At 42.3% G+C, this 19,677-nt stretch carries 19 protein-coding genes; 9 read left to right on the top strand and 10 right to left on the bottom strand.

Annotated features, from left to right (window positions below; all coding sequences use genetic code 11):
* Positions 1-76 precede the first annotated feature (76 nt).
* Positions 77-406: a TusE/DsrC/DsvC family sulfur relay protein gene (locus PR709_RS05235; RefSeq protein WP_004918228.1), complete on the top strand. Its 330-nt coding sequence runs from the start codon at positions 77-79 to the stop codon at positions 404-406.
* A gap of 12 nt (positions 407-418) precedes the next feature.
* On the opposite strand, the gene PR709_RS05240 is transcribed toward PR709_RS05235, so the two are convergent.
* Positions 419-700 carry an acylphosphatase gene (locus PR709_RS05240; protein ID WP_223854711.1) on the bottom strand — a complete coding sequence of 94 codons (282 nt, stop codon included), beginning with the start codon at positions 698-700 and terminating at the stop codon, positions 419-421.
* 219 nt (positions 701-919) lie between these two features.
* On the opposite strand from PR709_RS05240, the gene hspQ reads away from it, so the two are divergent.
* The gene (hspQ, locus tag PR709_RS05245; RefSeq protein WP_004918224.1) at positions 920-1,240 is read left to right on the top strand and encodes a heat shock protein HspQ; all 321 of its coding nucleotides are present in this window, start codon (positions 920-922) and stop codon (positions 1,238-1,240) included.
* A 70-nt stretch (positions 1,241-1,310) separates the two neighbouring features.
* Here the strand turns inward: hspQ and PR709_RS05250 are convergent, their stop codons facing one another.
* A complete protein-coding gene (locus tag PR709_RS05250; RefSeq protein WP_036943643.1) occupies positions 1,311-1,724 on the bottom strand; it encodes a CoA-binding protein in 414 nt (137 codons plus the stop codon).
* A gap of 261 nt (positions 1,725-1,985) precedes the next feature.
* On the opposite strand from PR709_RS05250, the gene PR709_RS05255 reads away from it, so the two are divergent.
* Positions 1,986-2,444 carry a methylglyoxal synthase gene (locus tag PR709_RS05255; RefSeq protein WP_014657950.1) on the top strand — a complete coding sequence of 153 codons (459 nt, stop codon included), beginning with the start codon at positions 1,986-1,988 and terminating at the stop codon, positions 2,442-2,444.
* 39 nt (positions 2,445-2,483) lie between these two features.
* On the opposite strand, the gene helD is transcribed toward PR709_RS05255, so the two are convergent.
* Positions 2,484-4,538 (bottom strand): DNA helicase IV, encoded by a 2,055-nt coding sequence (gene helD / locus PR709_RS05260; protein WP_272570791.1) that lies wholly within the window; start codon positions 4,536-4,538, stop codon positions 2,484-2,486.
* Between the two features lie 258 nt (positions 4,539-4,796).
* Here helD and yccS point away from each other — a divergent pair, with 258 nt between their 5' ends.
* Positions 4,797-6,983 (top strand): YccS family putative transporter, encoded by a 2,187-nt coding sequence (gene yccS / locus PR709_RS05265; RefSeq protein ID WP_014657948.1) that lies wholly within the window; start codon positions 4,797-4,799, stop codon positions 6,981-6,983.
* 83 nt (positions 6,984-7,066) lie between these two features.
* On the opposite strand, the gene PR709_RS05270 is transcribed toward yccS, so the two are convergent.
* Positions 7,067-7,669, bottom strand: a complete 603-nt coding sequence (locus tag PR709_RS05270) for a TfoX/Sxy family DNA transformation protein (protein ID WP_225829639.1) — start codon at positions 7,667-7,669, stop codon at positions 7,067-7,069.
* Positions 7,670-7,901: 232 nt separating this feature from the next.
* On the opposite strand from PR709_RS05270, the gene sulA reads away from it, so the two are divergent.
* Positions 7,902-8,423, top strand: coding sequence for an SOS-induced cell division inhibitor SulA (gene sulA / locus PR709_RS05275; RefSeq protein WP_014657947.1), 522 nt, complete (start codon positions 7,902-7,904; stop codon positions 8,421-8,423).
* A gap of 355 nt (positions 8,424-8,778) precedes the next feature.
* Positions 8,779-9,852 (top strand): porin OmpA, encoded by a 1,074-nt coding sequence (ompA, locus tag PR709_RS05280; RefSeq protein WP_121874529.1) that lies wholly within the window; start codon positions 8,779-8,781, stop codon positions 9,850-9,852.
* A 215-nt stretch (positions 9,853-10,067) separates the two neighbouring features.
* Here ompA and matP read toward each other — a convergent pair whose 3' ends face one another.
* Positions 10,068-10,532, bottom strand: coding sequence for a macrodomain Ter protein MatP (gene matP, locus PR709_RS05285; RefSeq protein WP_004918208.1), 465 nt, complete (start codon positions 10,530-10,532; stop codon positions 10,068-10,070).
* 162 nt (positions 10,533-10,694) lie between these two features.
* Here matP and PR709_RS05290 point away from each other — a divergent pair, with 162 nt between their 5' ends.
* The 3 genes from PR709_RS05290 (at position 10,695) to fabA (ending at position 13,519) form a co-directional block, all read left to right on the top strand.
* Positions 10,695-10,871 carry a GhoT/OrtT family toxin gene (locus PR709_RS05290; RefSeq protein ID WP_014657945.1) on the top strand — a complete coding sequence of 59 codons (177 nt, stop codon included), beginning with the start codon at positions 10,695-10,697 and terminating at the stop codon, positions 10,869-10,871.
* Between the two features lie 306 nt (positions 10,872-11,177).
* Positions 11,178-12,914 carry a Lon protease family protein gene (locus PR709_RS05295; RefSeq protein WP_272570793.1) on the top strand — a complete coding sequence of 579 codons (1,737 nt, stop codon included), beginning with the start codon at positions 11,178-11,180 and terminating at the stop codon, positions 12,912-12,914.
* An 86-nt stretch (positions 12,915-13,000) separates the two neighbouring features.
* A complete protein-coding gene (gene fabA / locus PR709_RS05300; RefSeq protein WP_004918201.1) occupies positions 13,001-13,519 on the top strand; it encodes a bifunctional 3-hydroxydecanoyl-ACP dehydratase/trans-2-decenoyl-ACP isomerase in 519 nt (172 codons plus the stop codon).
* Between the two features lie 125 nt (positions 13,520-13,644).
* On the opposite strand, the gene rmf is transcribed toward fabA, so the two are convergent.
* The 5 genes from rmf to PR709_RS05325 form a co-directional block, all read right to left on the bottom strand.
* On the bottom strand, positions 13,645-13,815 hold the full coding sequence (rmf, locus tag PR709_RS05305) for a ribosome modulation factor (RefSeq protein ID WP_014657943.1): 171 nt from the start codon (positions 13,813-13,815) through the stop codon (positions 13,645-13,647).
* 433 nt (positions 13,816-14,248) lie between these two features.
* Positions 14,249-14,806: a membrane integrity-associated transporter subunit PqiC gene (pqiC, locus tag PR709_RS05310; RefSeq protein WP_004918199.1), complete on the bottom strand. Its 558-nt coding sequence runs from the start codon at positions 14,804-14,806 to the stop codon at positions 14,249-14,251.
* Positions 14,806-16,455, bottom strand: a complete 1,650-nt coding sequence (pqiB, locus tag PR709_RS05315; protein ID WP_004918196.1) for an intermembrane transport protein PqiB — start codon at positions 16,453-16,455, stop codon at positions 14,806-14,808. Before pqiB ends, pqiC begins: the two co-directional genes overlap by 1 nt.
* Positions 16,452-17,726, bottom strand: coding sequence for a membrane integrity-associated transporter subunit PqiA (gene pqiA, locus PR709_RS05320; RefSeq protein ID WP_071599643.1), 1,275 nt, complete (start codon positions 17,724-17,726; stop codon positions 16,452-16,454). The genes pqiB and pqiA overlap by 4 nt, the downstream gene beginning before the upstream one ends.
* A gap of 35 nt (positions 17,727-17,761) precedes the next feature.
* A complete protein-coding gene (locus tag PR709_RS05325; RefSeq protein WP_004918188.1) occupies positions 17,762-19,669 on the bottom strand; it encodes an ABC transporter ATP-binding protein in 1,908 nt (635 codons plus the stop codon).
* Between the last annotated feature and the right edge of the window lie 8 nt (positions 19,670-19,677).

The following is a 19,677-nucleotide window of genomic DNA, read 5'->3' on the forward strand; positions in this document are numbered from 1 at the left end:
TTTCCAACAGGTCGCTTGGGTTATCGCCTATTTTTTGCTAAATTTGCACTCTATTTTTGTTTAGGTTGAAATCTGTATGTTGCTTTTTAACGGCCAAGAAATTGAGACTGACCCTCAAGGCTACCTTATCGATAGCCAACAATGGAGCGAAGATCTTATTCCTCTTCTCGCAGAGCAAGAAAATATCACTTTGACAGAAGAGCATCTTGAAATCATTCGCTTTGTTCGCGCATTCTACTTGGAATTTAATACATCTCCTGCCATCCGTATGCTCGTGAAAGCCGTTTCACAGCAATTTGGGGAAGATAAAGGAAATAGCCGCTACTTATATCGACTATTCCCTAAAGGCCCAGCAAAGCAAGCAACAAAACTTGCCGGCCTGCCAAAGCCCGTGAAATGTATTTAAATGGCTAGCCAATTAATAGCGGACCGAAAAATCCGCTATTTTTTCAGTGTGCCAATTTTCACTAAAATAGTGATCAATCTTTGCTCCTGGAGGGCCACCTGCATTGAGCCATTCTTCGACAAAACGGATATCTTGGTCTGAACCATAGATACCCAGTGCGACACTGCCATCTTCGCGATTATAGACATACCCTTTTATGCCATTTTGATTCGCCCAATGATACGTTTGGTAACGAAAACCAACTCCTTGTACGCGACCATAGATATAAAACAAACGTCCGGTTGATGTTGTCATTTTGGCCCCCATTATCAGTGCATTATTTACTAAAATACGATTTATTACAGTTGTCTTTTATTCATCGAACATATAATCTGGAATTGAGGCACTGCTTTTCAATGTTGCATATAAGACAGTGTATTGCGTTATGAGTAATTGTCCATACATTGGCTTGAAAACGCGGAACACTGCCCCAATATAAAGTTATAGCATAAGCAAGGCTTTTAGGAGGTGGCTATGATGATCACCAGTAAATATGGGATCGGGCAACAAGTTAGACATAAACTACTCGGCTACCTAGGCGTTGTGGTCGACGTCGATGCCGAATATTCGCTCGAACAACCACACGATGATGATATTGCTTCAAACAGCACATTACGTGATCTGCCTTGGTACCATGTTGTTATGGAAGATGACAACGGCGAAGCTATTCATACTTATTTGGCTGAAGCGCAAATTACTTATGAAACCGCTGATGACCATCCAGAGCAACCTTCCATGGACGAATTGGCAGAGTCTATTCGCTCACAATTACAGGCACCGCGCCTACGTAACTAGTTGTTTATAAAATTATTAACTTGTATCCAACAGTAAAGCAGCCCAACGCTGCTTTACTGTATTGTCATGCTTACTTTTCTAAACCTAATAAAGGGATTTCTTGTTTTGGGCATCTATCCATAACAAATTTCATGCCCGCAGCAAGTGCGATGTTTTTCGCATCTTCACTAATAACCCCCTTTTGTAGCCACAGTACTTTGGCTTTAATCGCAACGGCTTCCTGTGCGATCCCCACCGCGGCTTCAGCATTACGAAATACATCCACCATATCTATTGGTTGAGGAATATCCGCTAATTTTGCGTAGACTTTTTGCCCTAATAGCATTTGCCCTGCTAATTTAGGGCTGACAGGGATTATGGTATATCCTTGCTCTAATAAGTACTCCATCACTTCATAACTTGGACGATCTTTTTTATCACTTGCGCCAACTAAGGCGATCGTATTGACACTACGTAATATTTCAGCAATTTCTTGGTTAGTCATCAAAATAACTCCCTAAATCAGTAAACTATTAATCTACAATATGATATATGTTGTAGTGTGTGCTAACTCAATTTTTCTACTATGAGTACCACGTTGATGTTGCTGGCAAGATGAGAGAAAACATGGATTATGTTTTCAATTACCCCAGAAAGTTATGAGATAGTTTTTCTCTCATTATTGCGATAAAAACCAGCAGATCGCGACAAACACGTCATTATTAATATGCTTAGCGTGATACCACGCCACCTTTAAGGGAACATCATGGAATCAACTACTCGTACAATAAAAAACACTAAAAATATAGCACTCGTTGCCCATGACCACTGTAAATCTTCATTATTAGCTTGGGCAACAAAGAATAGCGAACAGCTTAAATCTCACCAACTGTTTGGAACGGGTACCACCGCGAAACTGATTAGTCACCATACAGGGCTTCATGTTACTGGTATGCTTAGCGGCCCTATGGGCGGTGACCAACAAATAGGAGCGATGATCTCCGAACAAAAAATCGATGTTTTGATCTTTTTCTGGGACCCTCTGAATGCTGTTCCTCATGATCCAGACGTGAAAGCCTTATTACGTTTAGCGGCTGTTTGGAATATCCCTGTAGCCACTAATCCAGCAACAGCAGACTTTATTATTACGTCACCCTATTTTAATGGTGCAATTGATATAGTGATCCCTGATTACCAGCAGTACTTACAAGAACGCACAAAATAAGCCTTCAAGAGCCGGATAGTTTATCCGGCTCTTTGCTATTTAAGGTTTTTTCTGTCTAGGCACACCTAACTGTTTTAATTCACTAACGAACTCTGATGGTTCATCGGGGTTATACAGTAGCCATACTTGCTGTTTTGCACGCGTCATTGCCACATATAACAGTCGCCTCTCTTCTGCATGCTCAAACTCCTCATGTTTAGGGAGTAACACTTGTTCCATAATGGATTCGCGTGCCGCCGCTGGGAATCCATCCTTCCCACTGTTCAGCCCACAAATAATGACATGATCGGCTTGCTTCCCTTTAGAGGCATGAATGGTCATAAACTCAATCTTAAGCTTTGGCCAGCGTGTTTGCGCTTTATTTAAGATTTCTGGTCGCAGATAGTGATAACGTGCTAAACATAAAATAGTTTCATTTTCCGTGACATAACCACTCATCTTATCGAATAAACGCTCCAGTGCATTTTCATAAAGCAAAACGACTGACTTTTTATTGCCTTTAACGAGGCTATTAAGTGGTTTATCGAGCTGCGTCGGATTTTGCAATATAAAGCGATTCGCAATTTCACCAATGCGCTGATTAAACCGATAAGTGGTGTCTAATGCGCACAGCGCTCCTTCGCCAAAATTGTGTTCAAAAGAGGTTGTCAGATCAAGCTCTGCCCCGCTAAAACGATATATAGCCTGCCAATCATCACCAACAGCAAAGAGTGACGTTTGTTTATTCTGTTGACGCAATGCCTGTAGCAGTTTTGCTCTTAACGGCGAAATATCTTGAAATTCATCGACCAATATGTGTTTCCAAGGGCTAATAAAACGCCCTTTCTCTAATAAATTAACAGCTTGATGGATCAACCCAGAGAAATCGATAGCCCCTTCATCTTTTAGAGCAGTTTTCCAAGCCTTTAATAAAGGTGACATGAGACGAAGGCGTTTTTGAAACAGATCTCTAAACTGTTCGTCGGCAGATTCGATCATCTCTTTCTGGCTACCGCCATGCATACGCATTAAACTTAACCAGCGCTCTAAGCGACTTACTATCTTTTTACTGATTTTTTCATCTTTCCAGAATTCACCTTCCGGCACATCCCACTGTAGCTCCTCAGTTAGCCACTCCCGCCAGCCTTTCGCTTGCGCTTTTTTCGTACTGCACTGTGTACGCCATTCATTCAATAACAATTCACCGCGTTTTTGAGAGTCAGTTTCGAATTCACTGATAGCAGGTGATTTATTGCTTCCTTCACGAATGATATAGAGCGCTAGCGCATGAAATGTTTTGGCTTCAATATCCTCCTGCTGCAAACGCTCTTGGATACGTTCATTCATTTCTTGCGCCGCTTTACGACCAAACGCTAATAATAAGATTTGCTCAGCCTTAGCGAGCTTTCTTAAAAGAAGCCAGCCGGCTCTCGCGACTAATACTGACGTTTTCCCACTCCCCGCCCCAGCAAGTACTAAAACGTTATCTTCTCCATTAATGACGGAGAGTGCTTGGCTTGAGTTTAACGGGGAGGTTTCAACATGTTGGAAAAAATCACTATAGCGTGACAGGATTGATTCACTCCATTGTTGGTTAACCTGTTGCCGACAACGTTCTCCATCATTGAGCCATTGCAAACAGTAGTGATAAGAGGCAGCACAGTTTTCAAATTGACTGACTCGCGCTAACGGCAGAGGAAGGGAGGAAAATTGCTCGCTGATCTTTTTACGAAAGGTGTTTAATTCACGCAAGCTAAACCAATTATCCTGCTGAGTTTGCTGCTGTATTCCTTTTGCGAGGGCGACAAGCACTTGAGCACTGACCTCACTCATTTCAATGCTCCATTGTTGCCATTTATCATTTAAATAGTGATAAAAGCGTTGCGTTTGCTTCCATTCGGTTCCATGCAAACGAACAACTTGCTCATCAGCTAGTTCAAACTCTAACTCCCCCCAAACAATTCCCCTTTTGCAATGAATATCAATTAATTGGTTAAAAGGGATAAGATATTGATGTTTTTCACCACTCACCTCAATGCCAGCATTTAATAAGCGAACCCGATTATAGGGATGCTGAGCCAGGCGCTGCCCAATCTGTGTTGATTTCAGTTCCATACATCCTGCACCTGAGTAGTTCAATCATGAAAATAACGGCTGCTTGATTCCAGACAGTTTTTTATTACTTACAAACACGCTATCCTATATAGACTCTAAATATTCGAGTTGTATCTAGGCGGCAGGTTAAACTGCTTGTTTATTCGTCGAAAAGACGCCCAAGGAGCCTATAAACCTTGAGCACTTCAACACGTAACAGCTAGGCAACTTAAAATATAACGAGTATAGACTACGAAATGTTCGCCTCTGAGGTACTTTGTGTTAACGCTGCTTACCAGTTATCGTCGTGTTTTATATAACAGTCATGCTCTATATTATATCCGAATCTTAATCGCCCTGACAGGGACGACACTGATCCCTTGGTTATTGGGGCAAGAGCCTAAAGTCACAATCCCTCTGACATTAGGTATGGTAGCGGCCGCCTTGACCGACCTAGATGATAGGTTGACTGGCCGATTAAAAAACCTAGCTATCACCCTACTTTGTTTTTTTATTGCCTCAGTTTCGATTGAGTTACTGTTCCCGCATCCCGTTCTGTTCTTTTTTGGGTTGGCACTCTCGACCTGTGGGTTTATTCTCTTAGGGGCGCTAGGTCAACGCTACGCCACTATTGCATTTGGTGCGTTATTGATAGCCATCTATACCATGCTTGGGGTGCCAATATTTGATACTTGGTACCAACAACCCGCCCTATTACTTATTGGGGCTATTTGGTATAACCTTCTTACGTTGATCGGCCACATTCTTTTCCCTGTTCGGCCTTTACAAGATGCGATCACTCAATGTTATCAACAGCTAGCCGCCTACCTCGATGCAAAGGCCAACTTATTCGACCCTGATCTTGAAGATGACTACCAACAGTCAGTCTATGATTTAGCATTAGTCAATAGCACCTTAGTCAGTACGATGAATCAGGCTAAAATTGCGCTGCTCAGTCGGCTCAAAGGCGATAGAGGCCAGAAAGGAACACGTAATACCCTACAATATTATTTCGTTGCACAAGATATCCATGAACGGGCTAGCTCATCACACATACAATATCAGCAACTGAGTCGTACGCTACGCCATAGCGATATTCTCTTTCGTTTCCAACGACTACTTAGCATGCAAGCGCGGGCTTGCCAACAGGTAGCACAATCTGTTTTGTGGCGTAAGCAGTACCAACATAACCCGCGCTTTGAAGGTACTTTTGCTTACCTTGAAAACTCACTGCAACTGCTAAAACAACAGTCACCTGCAATTCATGAAATTAAGGCGCTGTATAATCTACTCAAAAATCTAAAAGGGATTGATGTCCAACTGAGAGGGCTTGGCCTCGAACAAGGTTCACGCCAACAGAATAATAAACAATTTGAACAACTCTCAGATGAGTCACCTTCAGGCATCAGTGATATCATCGCGCGCTTCAAGCACCATTTAACGCCGCAATCCGCCCTGTTCCGCCATGCAGTTAGGATGTCTCTCTTATTATGTACAGGCTATCTCATCATCCAATTATTTGATTTAGAAAGAGGATATTGGATTTTATTGACTAGCTTGTTCGTTTGTCAGCCTAACTATAGCGCAACAAAACGGCGGCTCGCACTCCGTATTATTGGCACACTGATTGGGATCCTCGTTGGCTTGCCGCTATTAAAATTTGTTCCTTCTATGGAAGGGCAGCTCACCTTAATTGTTATCTCTGGGTTACTGTTTTTTGTTTTCCGCAGTAGCCAATATGCGCAAGCGACACTATTTATTACTCTGCTCGTTCTATTTTGTTTCAACCTGCTAGGGGAAGGATTTGAAGTTGCTCTCCCTCGGGTCATTGATACGCTAGTTGGTTGTTTTATAGCCTTCCTTGCTGTTAGCTTTATATGGCCTGATTGGAAATTCCGCCAATTACCGCAGGTTGTGCAAAAAACCATGAACAGTAACTGCCGCTATTTAGATGCGATTTTACAGCAATATTACCAAGGTAAAGATAACAGTCTGGAATACCGTGTTGCACGCCGCGATGCCCACAATAATGATGCTGAGTTTGCTTCTATCGTTTCCAATATGGCATCCGATCCTAAATCGTATAAAGTCACTCAAGAGCAAGCCTTTAGGCTCCTCTGCCTCAACCACACCTTACTGAGTTATATTTCAGCATTGGGTGCGCACCGAGAGCAAATGCAAAATGAGGAAAACCTGATTATTTTGAGTGATGCTATCTGTTATGTAGAAACATCATTACAAGTCATGAGCCTAGATACCTTAATGGATGAGAAATCAGAACGTCTACGAGAGAGCATCACTCATCGCATAGATAGCATATCGACCAGCGATGATGAAAAGACGGTCCTTATTATGGAACAAACAAGGCTGCTGCTTGAACTGATCCCTGAAATAAAATCCATGATCAAGCAAATTAATATTCCCGTTACTTCGCCTCTTGCAAATGGCCATCATTCAGCCATATAGCGGATAAATCAAACTGATGAGCGGGTGTCAAAATACAGCATTAATTGTTACACCCGCTTGTGCGACCTTTAGCCTAATACGGTTCAACCAACGCTGTTGTACCAATTAATCAACTCTTGTTTAATTTGTGTCGGCAGCACAGCACTGTGATAACCTTCGATTGCACCAGCCAACCCAATTAATAATTTGATACTAGGGGAAAAACGACCAAGCTGTTTTAACTTCAAAAAACACGCTTTCGCGCCTATTTCACGTAAATCGTCGGCTTTATGAATACCTATTTTCCCTAATGCCCTTTCAACCGACATATTCATATTAGGTAAATCTTTTATCCGAGTGACGGCAGACTGCTTTTGCTGCCGCTCTTCAATAGCTGAGCGATAGGCTAAATCAATGCAGTGCAATAAAAGCGCTTCATTCTCCCAAATCTGCTGAGGTAACTGATAATAGCGCAGCTCTAGTGGGATCCCTTTTTTACTGAAAACTAACCGTTCAAGTTCAATTGATTCAAAGTAGCTCCTTGCAAAAAGGCAGCCACGTAAATATAAGAGCCCATCAAGCGCTAAGCCAACAATAACGTTATCAACAATCAAACAATAGCCGCCAAAATAGTTTTTCTTTTTAAATTCACCAAAACCTTTTAACAGCTGATCTAATCGAGAATCATTTTTTTCCGTTAAAGACATACACCCAAACTCCTTATGAGCATTCATCTACTTCCATCCTTGTGTGTGAAACTATAAATACCTTAATTTTACAAACAATTAGCAGAACTACATTCTGAGAGGATCCGCTAAAAACTCCAAGAATATTGCAGATAAAAACAACAAAGTTGCGAAGCGCTTTGAAAAAATAGTCTTGATATTGGATAAATATACAGTTACTGTATATGCATACAGTTTGATTGTGAGGTGAACTATGGCTATTTATTCTTGGAACAAGGCAACTGAACATTCTGTTAACCACAGCACACAAGCAATGCCTTCAACACCGCCTATTGATGGCTCGATGCAACAAGGCATGGTGAGTGAGCTGGTTTACGATGAAAAACATCCTATTATGGATTACATTCTACTGCCGATGTTGCGTCAGTTCGGGGCGCAATCTCGTTGGCTGCTTTGGCTAAGCCCCAATAAAAAGTTAAGTCGTCACTGGTTAATGCAATCAGGCTTGCCTATTAACAAAATTATGCAACTCAGCAATATGGCGTCGATAACGACGATAGATGCGATGGAAAAGGCATTAAGAAGTGGTAATTATAGTGTTGTTTTAGGTTGGCTACCGGAATTAAATAAACAGGACTTTGCTCGCTTACAAACGGCAGCACAAGAAGGACATTCTATCGGCTTTATTATGCGCCCTCAAAAAACACATAATATCGCAAGTATCCATTCTGGACAGCAAAATAACCTAAAAATTCACTCTAACTATTATCACTAGCCAAGATTAAGAATATTCTTAGTAAATTTGACATTCGGATATCTCAGACTCAGAAAATACCGAAAAAATAATTGAGATCAATGTGATAGATAATAATCAACTCAAAATAGGATTACGTTTATCTCTCTGATTTATCCGCTAAAAAATGTTTTTTTACCATGATTTTTGCTTGCTCTACTTGTATCTTTTTTAGTTCGTTGTAGACTTTAGCTTGTTAAGGTTATGGCATTATTTTTTACTTTTTATAAATTTTTGTAGATAATGTCAGCGAAACCTAGCAAGTATTTTAAACCAATGGCGAATAATAAGGCTCTTTGAAGCCATGCCTATATTGGATGATAACGAGGCGTAAAAAATGAAAAAGACAGCTATCGCAGTAGCAGTGGCAGTAGCAGCTTTCGCAACTGTTGCGCAGGCAGCTCCAAAAGACAACACTTGGTATACCGGTGCTAAACTGGGTTGGTCTCACTATGAAGATACCAGCTTCACTCCAGTTGATCGTGAAAACACTGTAGGTAAAAGTACTGACCGTGATACTTTCGGTGCTGGTGCATACGCAGGTTACCAATACAACCAGTACATGGGCTTCGAGCTTGGTTATGACTGGTTTGGTAAAATGAAATACAAAGGTGCTGGTAACAACGGCGACCTGAAATCAATGGGTGTTTCTCTGACTACCAAACTGAGCTATCCAGTAATGGACGACTTAGACGTTTACACTCGTTTAGGTGGTATGGTATGGCGTACTGATGTTAAAGCACACCAAGCAGGTGAAGAGCGTTACAAAGAAAACGATACTGGTGTTTCTCCTGTATACGCACTGGGTGTTGAATATGCAATCACTCCAAACTGGGCAACTCGTTTAGATTACCAATGGGTTAGCAACATCGGTGATAACGACAACCTGGGCGTACGTCCTGACAACGGCATGCTGAGCGTTGGTCTGGCATACCGCTTCAACCAAGAAGCAGCACCAGTTGTTGAGCCAGCTCCAGTTGTTGAGCCAGCGCCAGTTGTTGAGAACAAGCGTTTCACTCTGCGTTCAGACGTTCTGTTCAACTTCAACAAAGCAACTCTGAAACCAGAAGGTCAGCAAGCACTGAACGAACTGTATAACGAACTGAGCAGCATCGACCCAACTCAAGGTCGCGTACTGGTAGTTGGTTTCACAGACCGTATCGGTTCACAAAACTACAACCTGCCACTGTCACAAAAACGTGCTCAGTCAGTTGTTGATTACTTAGTTGCTAAAGGCGTTCCAGCAAGCGCAATCGCTGCTGAAGGTCGTGGTAAAGAAGATCCAGTAACTGGTAACAAATGTGACAACGTTAAAGGCCGTGCAGCTCTGATCGAGTGTCTGGCTCCAGACCGTCGCGTTGAAATCGAAATTCAAGGTACAACTGAAGTTGTCACTCAACCAGGTGCTTAATTCTTAGCCCCTCGTTCGAATTTCGAACTGAATACAAAAAACCCCATTTCGATGGGGTTTTTTTTATGCTAAAAATCATCAGGTCACTAAACACAATCTGTCATTGTTACGATTAAATCAATCGTGGTCGAAAAATAATGGCGGGTTACAAAGCATTTCGTTGGGAATAAAACGATCGTGGTTGATCAACGGGCAACTTGAGATAATCGTCTCCCCTATTTCTTGGTACTTGAATTCCCTAGAATCGCCTGTAGGTCTTGCTTTAACGAACTCATTTGGCTCTCATACTTATCTTTATGCTCAGCATCTTCGATCAACTGAATGATCGTCTCTGATAATGTTTTATTGCGTTTCACTGCAAGGTTAGATAAACGCTGCCAAACAGAAAAGTTAAGGTCGATAGATTTTTTTCTGGTATGGGGATGCTCAGCATTGAAATGACGTTTACGTCTTGCTCGAATGCTTTGCTTCATACGGTTATCCAATTGTGGATTCATATGCAAAGCGATCCATTTTAAAACCTCTGTGGGCTGGTTTTCCATTTTGAGCAATAGCGCGATAGCCTCACTTTCGGCACTTCTTTCGATATACCGAGTAATTGGCTCACCACTTCGGGACTTCTTCACCAGATATTCCCATTTCCAGCCACATTCTAAATTTTCAAGCTGCTGATATTTCATATTTTTTCCTGACGAAGATCGAACCTGACCTATATTAGCAATTTTAGATGAAGATACGCAATTTAAGCACCACCGTCGACCTATTATTGACAAAGAAGATAACAACTAGGCACAAAATAGTGTACAATCAACGCTCATCTATTAACAATTTAATGAACAAGCATGTCCACATTTGAATGCATACTTCTCGTATATGGGATAGGCGGGGTGTGCTCAGCGCTTATAACACTACTCCTGACTAAAGACCCTAATATCTTTATGAGATTGCTCAGTGCGCTCTTAATTGGCTTAACATGGCCAATGTCTTTGCCTGTTGTGCTATTATTTTCTTTATTCTAACTGATTATACGACAATTATTGCTGCAAGATTGGCGCTCAAACGCTAATATAGCAACCTTGCCCTATGGGTAATAAATTGGCCTGAAAACAACATATACTCTAAATAGTTTGCAGTACAGCGAATTGCTCAAAAAATGAGCCGCCGCTAATGTACTAAAGTCTGTGAGTCGTACATATGTATGTCGTCAATAACGGGGCAGCCTACAATAAAAAGAGTATAAAATATCCAAACCAAATTCAGGCATACGCGCCCTGCTCACCGACAGGCATTTTACTTATAATCATATTAATAGCAGAAAAATTATAGTGATCAGTCAAGAACTAACATGGCAAGGCCTAATACCTGACCTAACGCCTTACCAGGCAAACTTTGTTTCTTCAGATACCCTGACTCCTGCTTCTTTGTCAGAAATCCAGCCAAGGCTATTTGATAGCATTGAGCGCTTTATCAAAGAGAATTCACGGACTCGATTTATGTTTATCAAGTCCGATGACAGTGAGCATTATCTAGCAACATTTGCTGAGGCGATCCGCCCTTTACTGACCCCATTTTCGCCCATTAATGGTGATTATCAACTCACTGAAAATAAACTTGCTTTCAAATGGTGTCCTGAAATTGAGGGGCGCTTCTCAAGCCGAGCAAATATTGCCTGTCGCCATTGGATTGAGCCGGAACAACTGTTTGGGTATATCACACCATCATTACATCCAGTGCCGGGTTTATTACATCACGTTAATGGTGGAGTATTGATATTATCGGCATCATCATTGGTCTCTCAACCCCTGATGTGGCAGCGGCTACAAAATATGATAGCTCGCCGCCAATTCGAATGGTTGCCTTTCTCCGATAATCAACCATTACCGATTGAAATTGAACCTCAGCCACTCGATATCAAGTTAATCATTGTTGGTGACCGGCTTGAGCTTGAAGAGTTTGAGTACACTCACGCAGATCTCTTTGAACATGCTATTTATGGGGAATATGAACCCATAATGTTCTTTGATAATGAAGAACAACTCGCCTTGTGGATGCGCTATATAAAATCAATTATTAATGCTAACCATCTCCCCGAAATCGCACCTGATGGTTGGCCTACGTTTATCACTCAGGCAACACGGTTTTGTGAAGATAAATTTAATCTGCCTCTTGATACACAGTGGCTAGCCCGCCGATTGACGGATGCCTCTCACTATCAGTCAGGCAACTTAATGGACGCCAATGCCTTTAATCAGGCTGTGGAAAACCGCCTATGGCGCCATAGTTTCCTGACAGAACGTTCACAAGACGATATTCTGCAAGAACAGGTTTTTATCAAAACCGAAGGCGAAGTGATAGGACAAATCAATGGATTGTCCGTCTTGCACTATCCTGGGCACCCAGAAGCGCAGGGAGAGCCTTCGCGCATTACCTGTGTCGCCCATTTAGGTGATGGGGAATTTGTCGATGTTGAACGGAAAGCCGAGCTTGGCGGCAACATTCATGCTAAAGGCATGATGATCATGCAAGCTTATTTAAATTATGAGCTAAAATTGGAGCAGCCTCAGCCATTCTCAGCCTCGATTGTTTTTGAGCAATCCTATGGTGAAGTTGATGGCGATAGCGCCTCTCTTGCCGAACTTTGTGCGTTAATTAGTGCATTAGCGCTCCAGCCTATCGATCAGCAAATCGCCGTCACCGGTGCTGTCGACCAGTTTGGTTATGTGCAGCCTATAGGTGGTGTAAACGAAAAAATCGAAGGCTTCTATGATATTTGTGCTCAGCGTGGTTTAACAGGGCAACAAGGGGTAATTATCCCAATGGCTAATGTGCGCCATCTCTGTGTCAAAGAGGCTGTTGTCAATGCCGTACAAGAGGGGCAATTCCATATTTGGCCTGTGGAGCATGTTGCTCAAGCGATCACATTACTCACTAAGCAGCCCTATTTTGAGCAGCAAGCTGAAGGTGATAACGTACACCTGTTAGCTTTAATTCAAGAACGCATCAATCAAGCAAATTCACCCGAAAAACCAAAAGTTCCATGGTTCCTAAAATGGCTTGGTTGAATAAAAAAATATCAGATCGGAGTTGTTCAGCGTACAAGTGTAAGCTATCCTGTATTCTTAAACTTAATTAAGGCTATCAGAAGAACATGGTTGATAAACGCAGTTCCTATACAAAAAGTGATTTAGAAGCTTCTGGAAGAGGCGAATTATTTGGCGAAAATGGGCCTCCATTACCTTCAGGTAATATGTTGATGATGGATCGTATCATCACCATGACTGAAGATGGTGGTACCTTCAATAAAGGCTATGTCGAAGCTGAATTGGATATCAATCCAGACTTATGGTTCTTCGGCTGCCATTTTGTTAATGACCCTGTTATGCCTGGCTGTTTAGGCCTAGATGCCATGTGGCAACTCGTTGGTTTCTACCTCGGGTGGCTCGGCGGGGAAGGCAAAGGTCGTGCTCTTGGTGTTGGTGAAGTAAAATTCACGGGCCAAGTACTTCCAACGGCTAAAAAAGTGACTTACCGTATCAATTTTAAACGTGTTATTAACCGTAAATTGATTATGGGTCTTGCCGATGGTGAGGTACTGGTTGATGGTAAAGTCATTTACGTGGCTAATGACCTAAAAGTGGGTCTATTTAAAGACACTAGTGCTTTCTGATCCCGCACCTAAGCGCTAAAAACTAAAACCTCCGCAATGGCGGAGGTTTAAAATTTGTTTGAAGTGAATTAAAAAACCGTTTATTTAGGTTCTCTAACGAATAAGTTAGGCTTTGTTCTGCCTGATTATGCAGAGAGAATCGCCCTGTCCTCCATGGCTTTACGCCAGCCTCCTAACCAGTGCGATCGTGCATCTACAGATTGGTAGGGGCACAATTCTTTGGAACGACCTGCTATACCTGCTTGATAACCTCTTGATAAAGCTCTTTCTAAACGGTCTCGCTTCTGTCTTTTCATGCCTTACTTCCCTCATTGTCTAAAATGGAAAAGAAAACAGCACCTAAGCCCTTCATAGCGTTAAGTTAAGTCACTAGTGGGATTCCGCTCACCGACCCTTTCTTGATACTTAGGGATAGCTTGCCTTGCCACTCACAGACAATTCAAACTATGTAGGGGATCATCTCATTTAGGTACACTATAGAAATACAGCCGACAGATTAGAAAATCAAGTAAAGAATTTCATATAAATGTCATAAATGCTATAAATGTGATTTATATTTTCAAATTATGACAACTCGTTGATTTTAAATAAATTAATATCAATTTTATTATATGTATTTATATTGAAATATTTTATAATTGAATGATATGCAACCAATTTTATAAAAAAATGCACCTTAGCCAATGACGGCGTAAGATGCACTTTATTGATGAAAATAGTGAATATTACTTAAGATTTATTGGCCTCTTTAGCAATCTCACTCGCAACTTGCTGCCATCCATCAGCTAGCGTACGGACTAATTCTGGATAGCCATCTTCTTTTTGTTCAAGCTGTATATCGAAGTTACGACGGATGATCTCTTTGCCACGCGACAAAGTCCAGAACCCTTGAACTAATACCTTGCCATCGTAGCGGCCATTAAAACTTGTTAGCGTAATATCCAATGTGTCCGGCGAATTCTGCAAAGGTTGTAATGAGACTAAACGCCCCGGCAACGCAGAAGACAATTCACTCACCATGGATTGTCCTAACTGTTGTTCTAATGGGCTAGCCCATAAATGGGAGCTAGCATTATTGTAACTGACATCTGACGTTTGGTAAGTAATACCATTTGATGTCAGAACATCCGCCAGCATGATGCGCTGTAACCAAATTTGATTTTGTTGCCCCATCACAACCGCACTTTGTGTTGCCGGCGATTTCACCGGCAATTGGTAATACACTTTTTCAGGGGTGCTGCTACAAGCCGCCAGCATTAAAACAAATATCGATATCAGATATCTCATTATTTTTTCACTCCTTTCGGTACAGGATCCTTAGACGGCTCAGCTTCGAATACCAAGGCATTACTCTTATTATTCAAAGTACGTAACAGTGGCTGGACTTCCCTAAGCACCTGATCTAAACGTTGCATATTATCGACCATCTTATTATATGCAGGAGACCCCGGCTGGAACCCTTGCATCGCACGGTTCATTTCATTCAACGTTTTTTGCAAGTCTTGAGGGAGTTTCTGGAACTCTTTACTTCCCATCACTTTATTTAGCTCAGCGAGCATAACTTGCGCTTCTTTGATCGTTTTTTGCCCTTCAGCCAACGTTTGAGTCGTTTGATTCAGCATAGGCTCAATCGGCATCGCATTGATTTTATCCAGCACAGAAATCACTTTTTGCTGAATTTGCGCTAAGCCACCGCTCGTCGTTGGGATGACTTTATAACCAGCCACCACAGTTGGCCCTTTATATTCAGGCACATTAGGCACAAAGTCGAGATCAACAAACAGTGCCCCTGTTAGCAAGTTCCCAGATTTTAACGATGCACGAAGCCCATCCTTCATCGCTAATTTCAACTCATTTTTCAAGTTAAAATCAGCACCAACATCTTTTGCAAAACGCTCAGGCTCAATATGAATTAATACAGGAATACGGAAATCGTTATCCAGTTTTTGGTCGAGGCCTTTGGTATAGAATGGCACTTGAGCGACCGTTCCTAGGCGAATACCACGGAACTCCACCGGTGCTCCAGGCTGTAGCCCACGTACTGAGTCAGAGAAGAACAGAACGAAATCTTGGTATTCAGTATACAGAGAGTTTTGAATACTACTTTGGTTATCAAAGAGTTTAAATTCTGTATTTTCTTTTACACCTTCCCCCGGCGCCCAGCCAGCAGGTACATCAAAGCTTACGCCTCCTGTCAGCAAGGTGGCAATAGAGCCAAGCTCAACATGGATCCCTTGCGATGACATATCAAATGCAATACCACTGTCCTTCCAAAAGCGCACATTCGTACTAATTAACTTATCATAAGGTGCGTTGATGAACAGTTGATAGCGCATATCACGCTTACTCATGTCGAAATTACTGGTTTCAACTGAGCCAACACGGTAACCTCTAAACAGTACAGGGTCGCCTGGATTGAGTTGCCCAGCGCGGTCACTCACCAAGATAACGCGGATCCCTTTCGCATCCGGTGAGGCTAAAGGCGGCGAATCAAGCAGTGTAAACTCGTTATGCTCCTTTTTAGAGTTACCCGGTTGTAATTCGATGAAAACTCCCGAAAGCAATGTGCCTAATCCTGTCACACCTTCACGGCCAATTGTCGGTTTTACGATCCAAAATGCAGAATCCGCACGTAGGAGATCTTTCATATCGCTATTTAAGCGTGCTTTGATAACAACTCGACTAAAGTTGTCATCCAGCGTCACGCTTTCAACAATACCAATATCCACACTACGGCTCTTGATTTTGGTTTTACCCGCTTCAATGCCTTCTGCATTGTAAGTAATTAATGTCACTTCAGGGCCTTGATGGCTGAAGTGATAAAATAGTATCCAAGCACCAATGAGAACAGTAACGATAGGGATCACCCAAACAGGTGACCAACTTTTCAATTTACTGATTTTGGCATTGGCCTGTGGTGTTTCTTGTTCACTCACCCGATGGCTCCTTCTTGTTCAACAACTTTTACCGCACTTTTCTTTTCACAACGATCCCATGTTAATCGAGGGTCGAAAGTCATCGCAGCAAACATCGTTAAAATCACAACGACACCAAAGAAAATAACGCCCTGTGCAGGGACGATACTCATTAATTGCCCCATTTGTACCAATGCGGCCAAAATAGTAATGACAAACACATCGATCATTGACCAACGCCCCACATACTCCACCAATTCATAAATAAAGTGCATTCGATGTGGGTCTCGGTTGCCATAACCTTGAGAGTCAAGACATAACCACGCGATACCTATCATTTTTAACGAGGGCACCATAATACTGGCGATAAAAATAATTAATGCGACAGGATAAGAGCCATCCCCCCACAATAATATCACGCCGTCCATAATCGTTGAGTCCATATCGCTACCCAACATATTGGTCGTCATCACCGGTAAGACATTCGCTGGAATATATAGGAAAAACGAGGTCAATAGCAGCGCAACTGTCCACTGTATACTTTGATGCTTACGTACGCTACCACGAGCGTAACAGCGCGGACATTGGGATTGTTCCGCCGGTAAGATAGCCGTGCACACTAGGCACAGCCTTACGTTCTGGCTGATCCCAGTTCGCCCTACTTCTAATTTATGGGCTAACTTAGGGGCTGCTTCAATTTTGTTCCACATCCAATGCCGGTCAAGGCATTGGAATGCCCTAACTTGCAAGAGGCAAAATAGACAATACGGCAAAAAGCTTAACCCAACACCAATGTCACCATAAGCAATCAGTTTTACAAAGCTAACCAGAACCCCTGCGAGGAAAATTTCCGCCATACACCAAGATTTCATTTGAAATAGGATACGGCTGATCCACACTTTGATTCTTTTTGGAACATACACTTGTAATCCCAATAGTATGATTGTCACCATACAAAAGGCAGGGATGACTAATGAAAATAACAGAAAAAAGAGGGCTAAGCTGCTGTAACGCGTTGTCGAAATAATCTCGATAATTTGAAATATAGAAATTTCATTTTCAATCCCAGCCGCACTCATTTTGACAAATGGAAACATACAAGCGACGAGCAGCATAATTAATGCGCTAAACGCATACGCTGCCGGCTGCTTGTATGGATAGCGCCACTTTGACACCAACACTGTATGACAGCGTGGGCAGGTTGCTTTAGTTCCCTGTTCTAATTCAGGTACCGCAACCAGCATGTCGCATTGTGTGCACAGCACATGTTCATGAGACTCATGAGAGCACAAGGTGATTCGCCCCTTCTTATTTCCTGAACGATAAACTAGCCATTTTTCAGTAGCTCAAGCTCTTGCCAGCGGTCGAACGCTTGCTCTAGCGCTTGTTCCTTTTCAGCTAATGTATTTAATGTTTTTTCGGTTATATCGTGAGGCTGGTTAAAGAAATCAGCATCACCAATCGCCGCTTGAAGTGCTTCAATTTCACCTTCTAGCTGTTCGAGCTTCGATGGTAATTGTTCTAATTCACGTAGTAAATGGTAGCTTATCTTATTATTTCGCTTTGTAGGTTCTTTTACCTTAGGCGATTTATCTTGCTCCGCTATTTTACTTTGTTGTGAATTTTTCAAGCTCACGGTTTGTGCTTTTTGCTGTTGGGCATCAAAATAGCCGCCAGCGTAACGGTTAATCACCCCGTTACCTTCAAAAATCCAACACTCTGTTACGCTATTATCAACAAACTCACGATCATGGCTAACCAATAAAACAGTGCCTTGATAGCTATCGACCAACTCTTCAAGCAGTTCTAGTGTTTCGACATCAAGGTCATTGGTCGGTTCATCGAGGATCAATAAGTTGCTTGGCTTTAAAAATAAGCGTGCAAGTAACAAACGATTACGCTCACCACCAGATAATGCTCGTACCGGTGTCATGGCGCGTTTGGGCGGGAACATAAAGTCTTGTAGATAACCGAGTACGTGGCGTGGTTTACCATTGACCATCACCTCTTGCTTCCCTTCTGCAAGGTTATCCATGACCGTCTTATCAGGATCGAGTGCGGCGCGGTGCTGATCAAAATAAGCGACTTCTAATTTAGTTCCACAGTGCACTCTGCCACTATCTGCTTTGAGATCACCCAACATCAATTTGAGCAGGGTTGTTTTACCGCAGCCGTTTGGCCCAACTAAAGCGATTTTGTCTCCACGTAACACTTGCGCACTAAAGTCTTTAACCAGTACTTTATCATTGATTTGGTAATTCACATTTTCCAGTTCAAAGACAATTTTCCCTGAGCGAGACGCTTCCTCAACCTGCATTTTCGCACTTCCCAGCACTTCACGGCGCTGAGAGCGTTCTACGCGCAAGGCCTTGAGTGCACGAACACGCCCTTCATTACGGGTACGTCTCGCTTTAATACCTTGTCTGATCCACGCTTCTTCTTGGGCCAGCTTGCGGTCAAATTCTGCATTTTGCATCTCTTCCACACGCAACGCTTCTTCTTTTGCCACCAAGTAATCATCATAATTGCCCGGCCATGACGACAACTTACCTCTATCCAGATCAACAATACGTGTTGCCATATTGCGAATAAATGAGCGGTCATGGGAAATAAATACGATACTACCTTGGAAATCTTTCAAAAAGTTTTCTAACCATAAAATGGTTTCGATATCCAAGTGGTTAGTCGGCTCATCAAGAAAGAGGACTTGTGGATTACTCACTAATGCACGACCAAGAGCCGCTTTACGTAGCCAGCCCCCAGACAGTGATGACAGTTGAGTATCCGCTGGCAAATCCAATTTTTTCAAGACATCACTGATACGGGCATCCAATAGCCATAAGTTACGGCTATCTAGTACTTCTTGTAATTCAGCTAATTTATTTAAATTCTTTTCACTCGGATCGGTTTCCACCAATTTAGAAACATGGTGATACTCTTTGAGGTATTCTGCCTGCTCTGCTACGCCTTCGGCAACAAAGTCAAAAATCGTCCCTTCAATATTACGGGGTGGGTCTTGCTGTAAACGAGCAACCACGAGATCTTGTTGGTAAAGCAGTTGCCCATCATCAAGAGGCTGCTCTTTAGTTAGGACGCGCATGAGTGTCGATTTACCCGCACCGTTGCGTCCAACTAAACAGACACGCTCATTTTCTTCGATATGAAGTTCCGTGTTATCCAATAAAGGGGCATCACTAAACGAAAGGTATGCACCCGATAAATTAATTAAAGCCATTGATGTTA

The organism is Providencia sp. PROV267 (genome assembly GCF_028477825.1).
GTDB lineage: Bacteria > Pseudomonadota > Gammaproteobacteria > Enterobacterales > Enterobacteriaceae > Providencia > Providencia stuartii.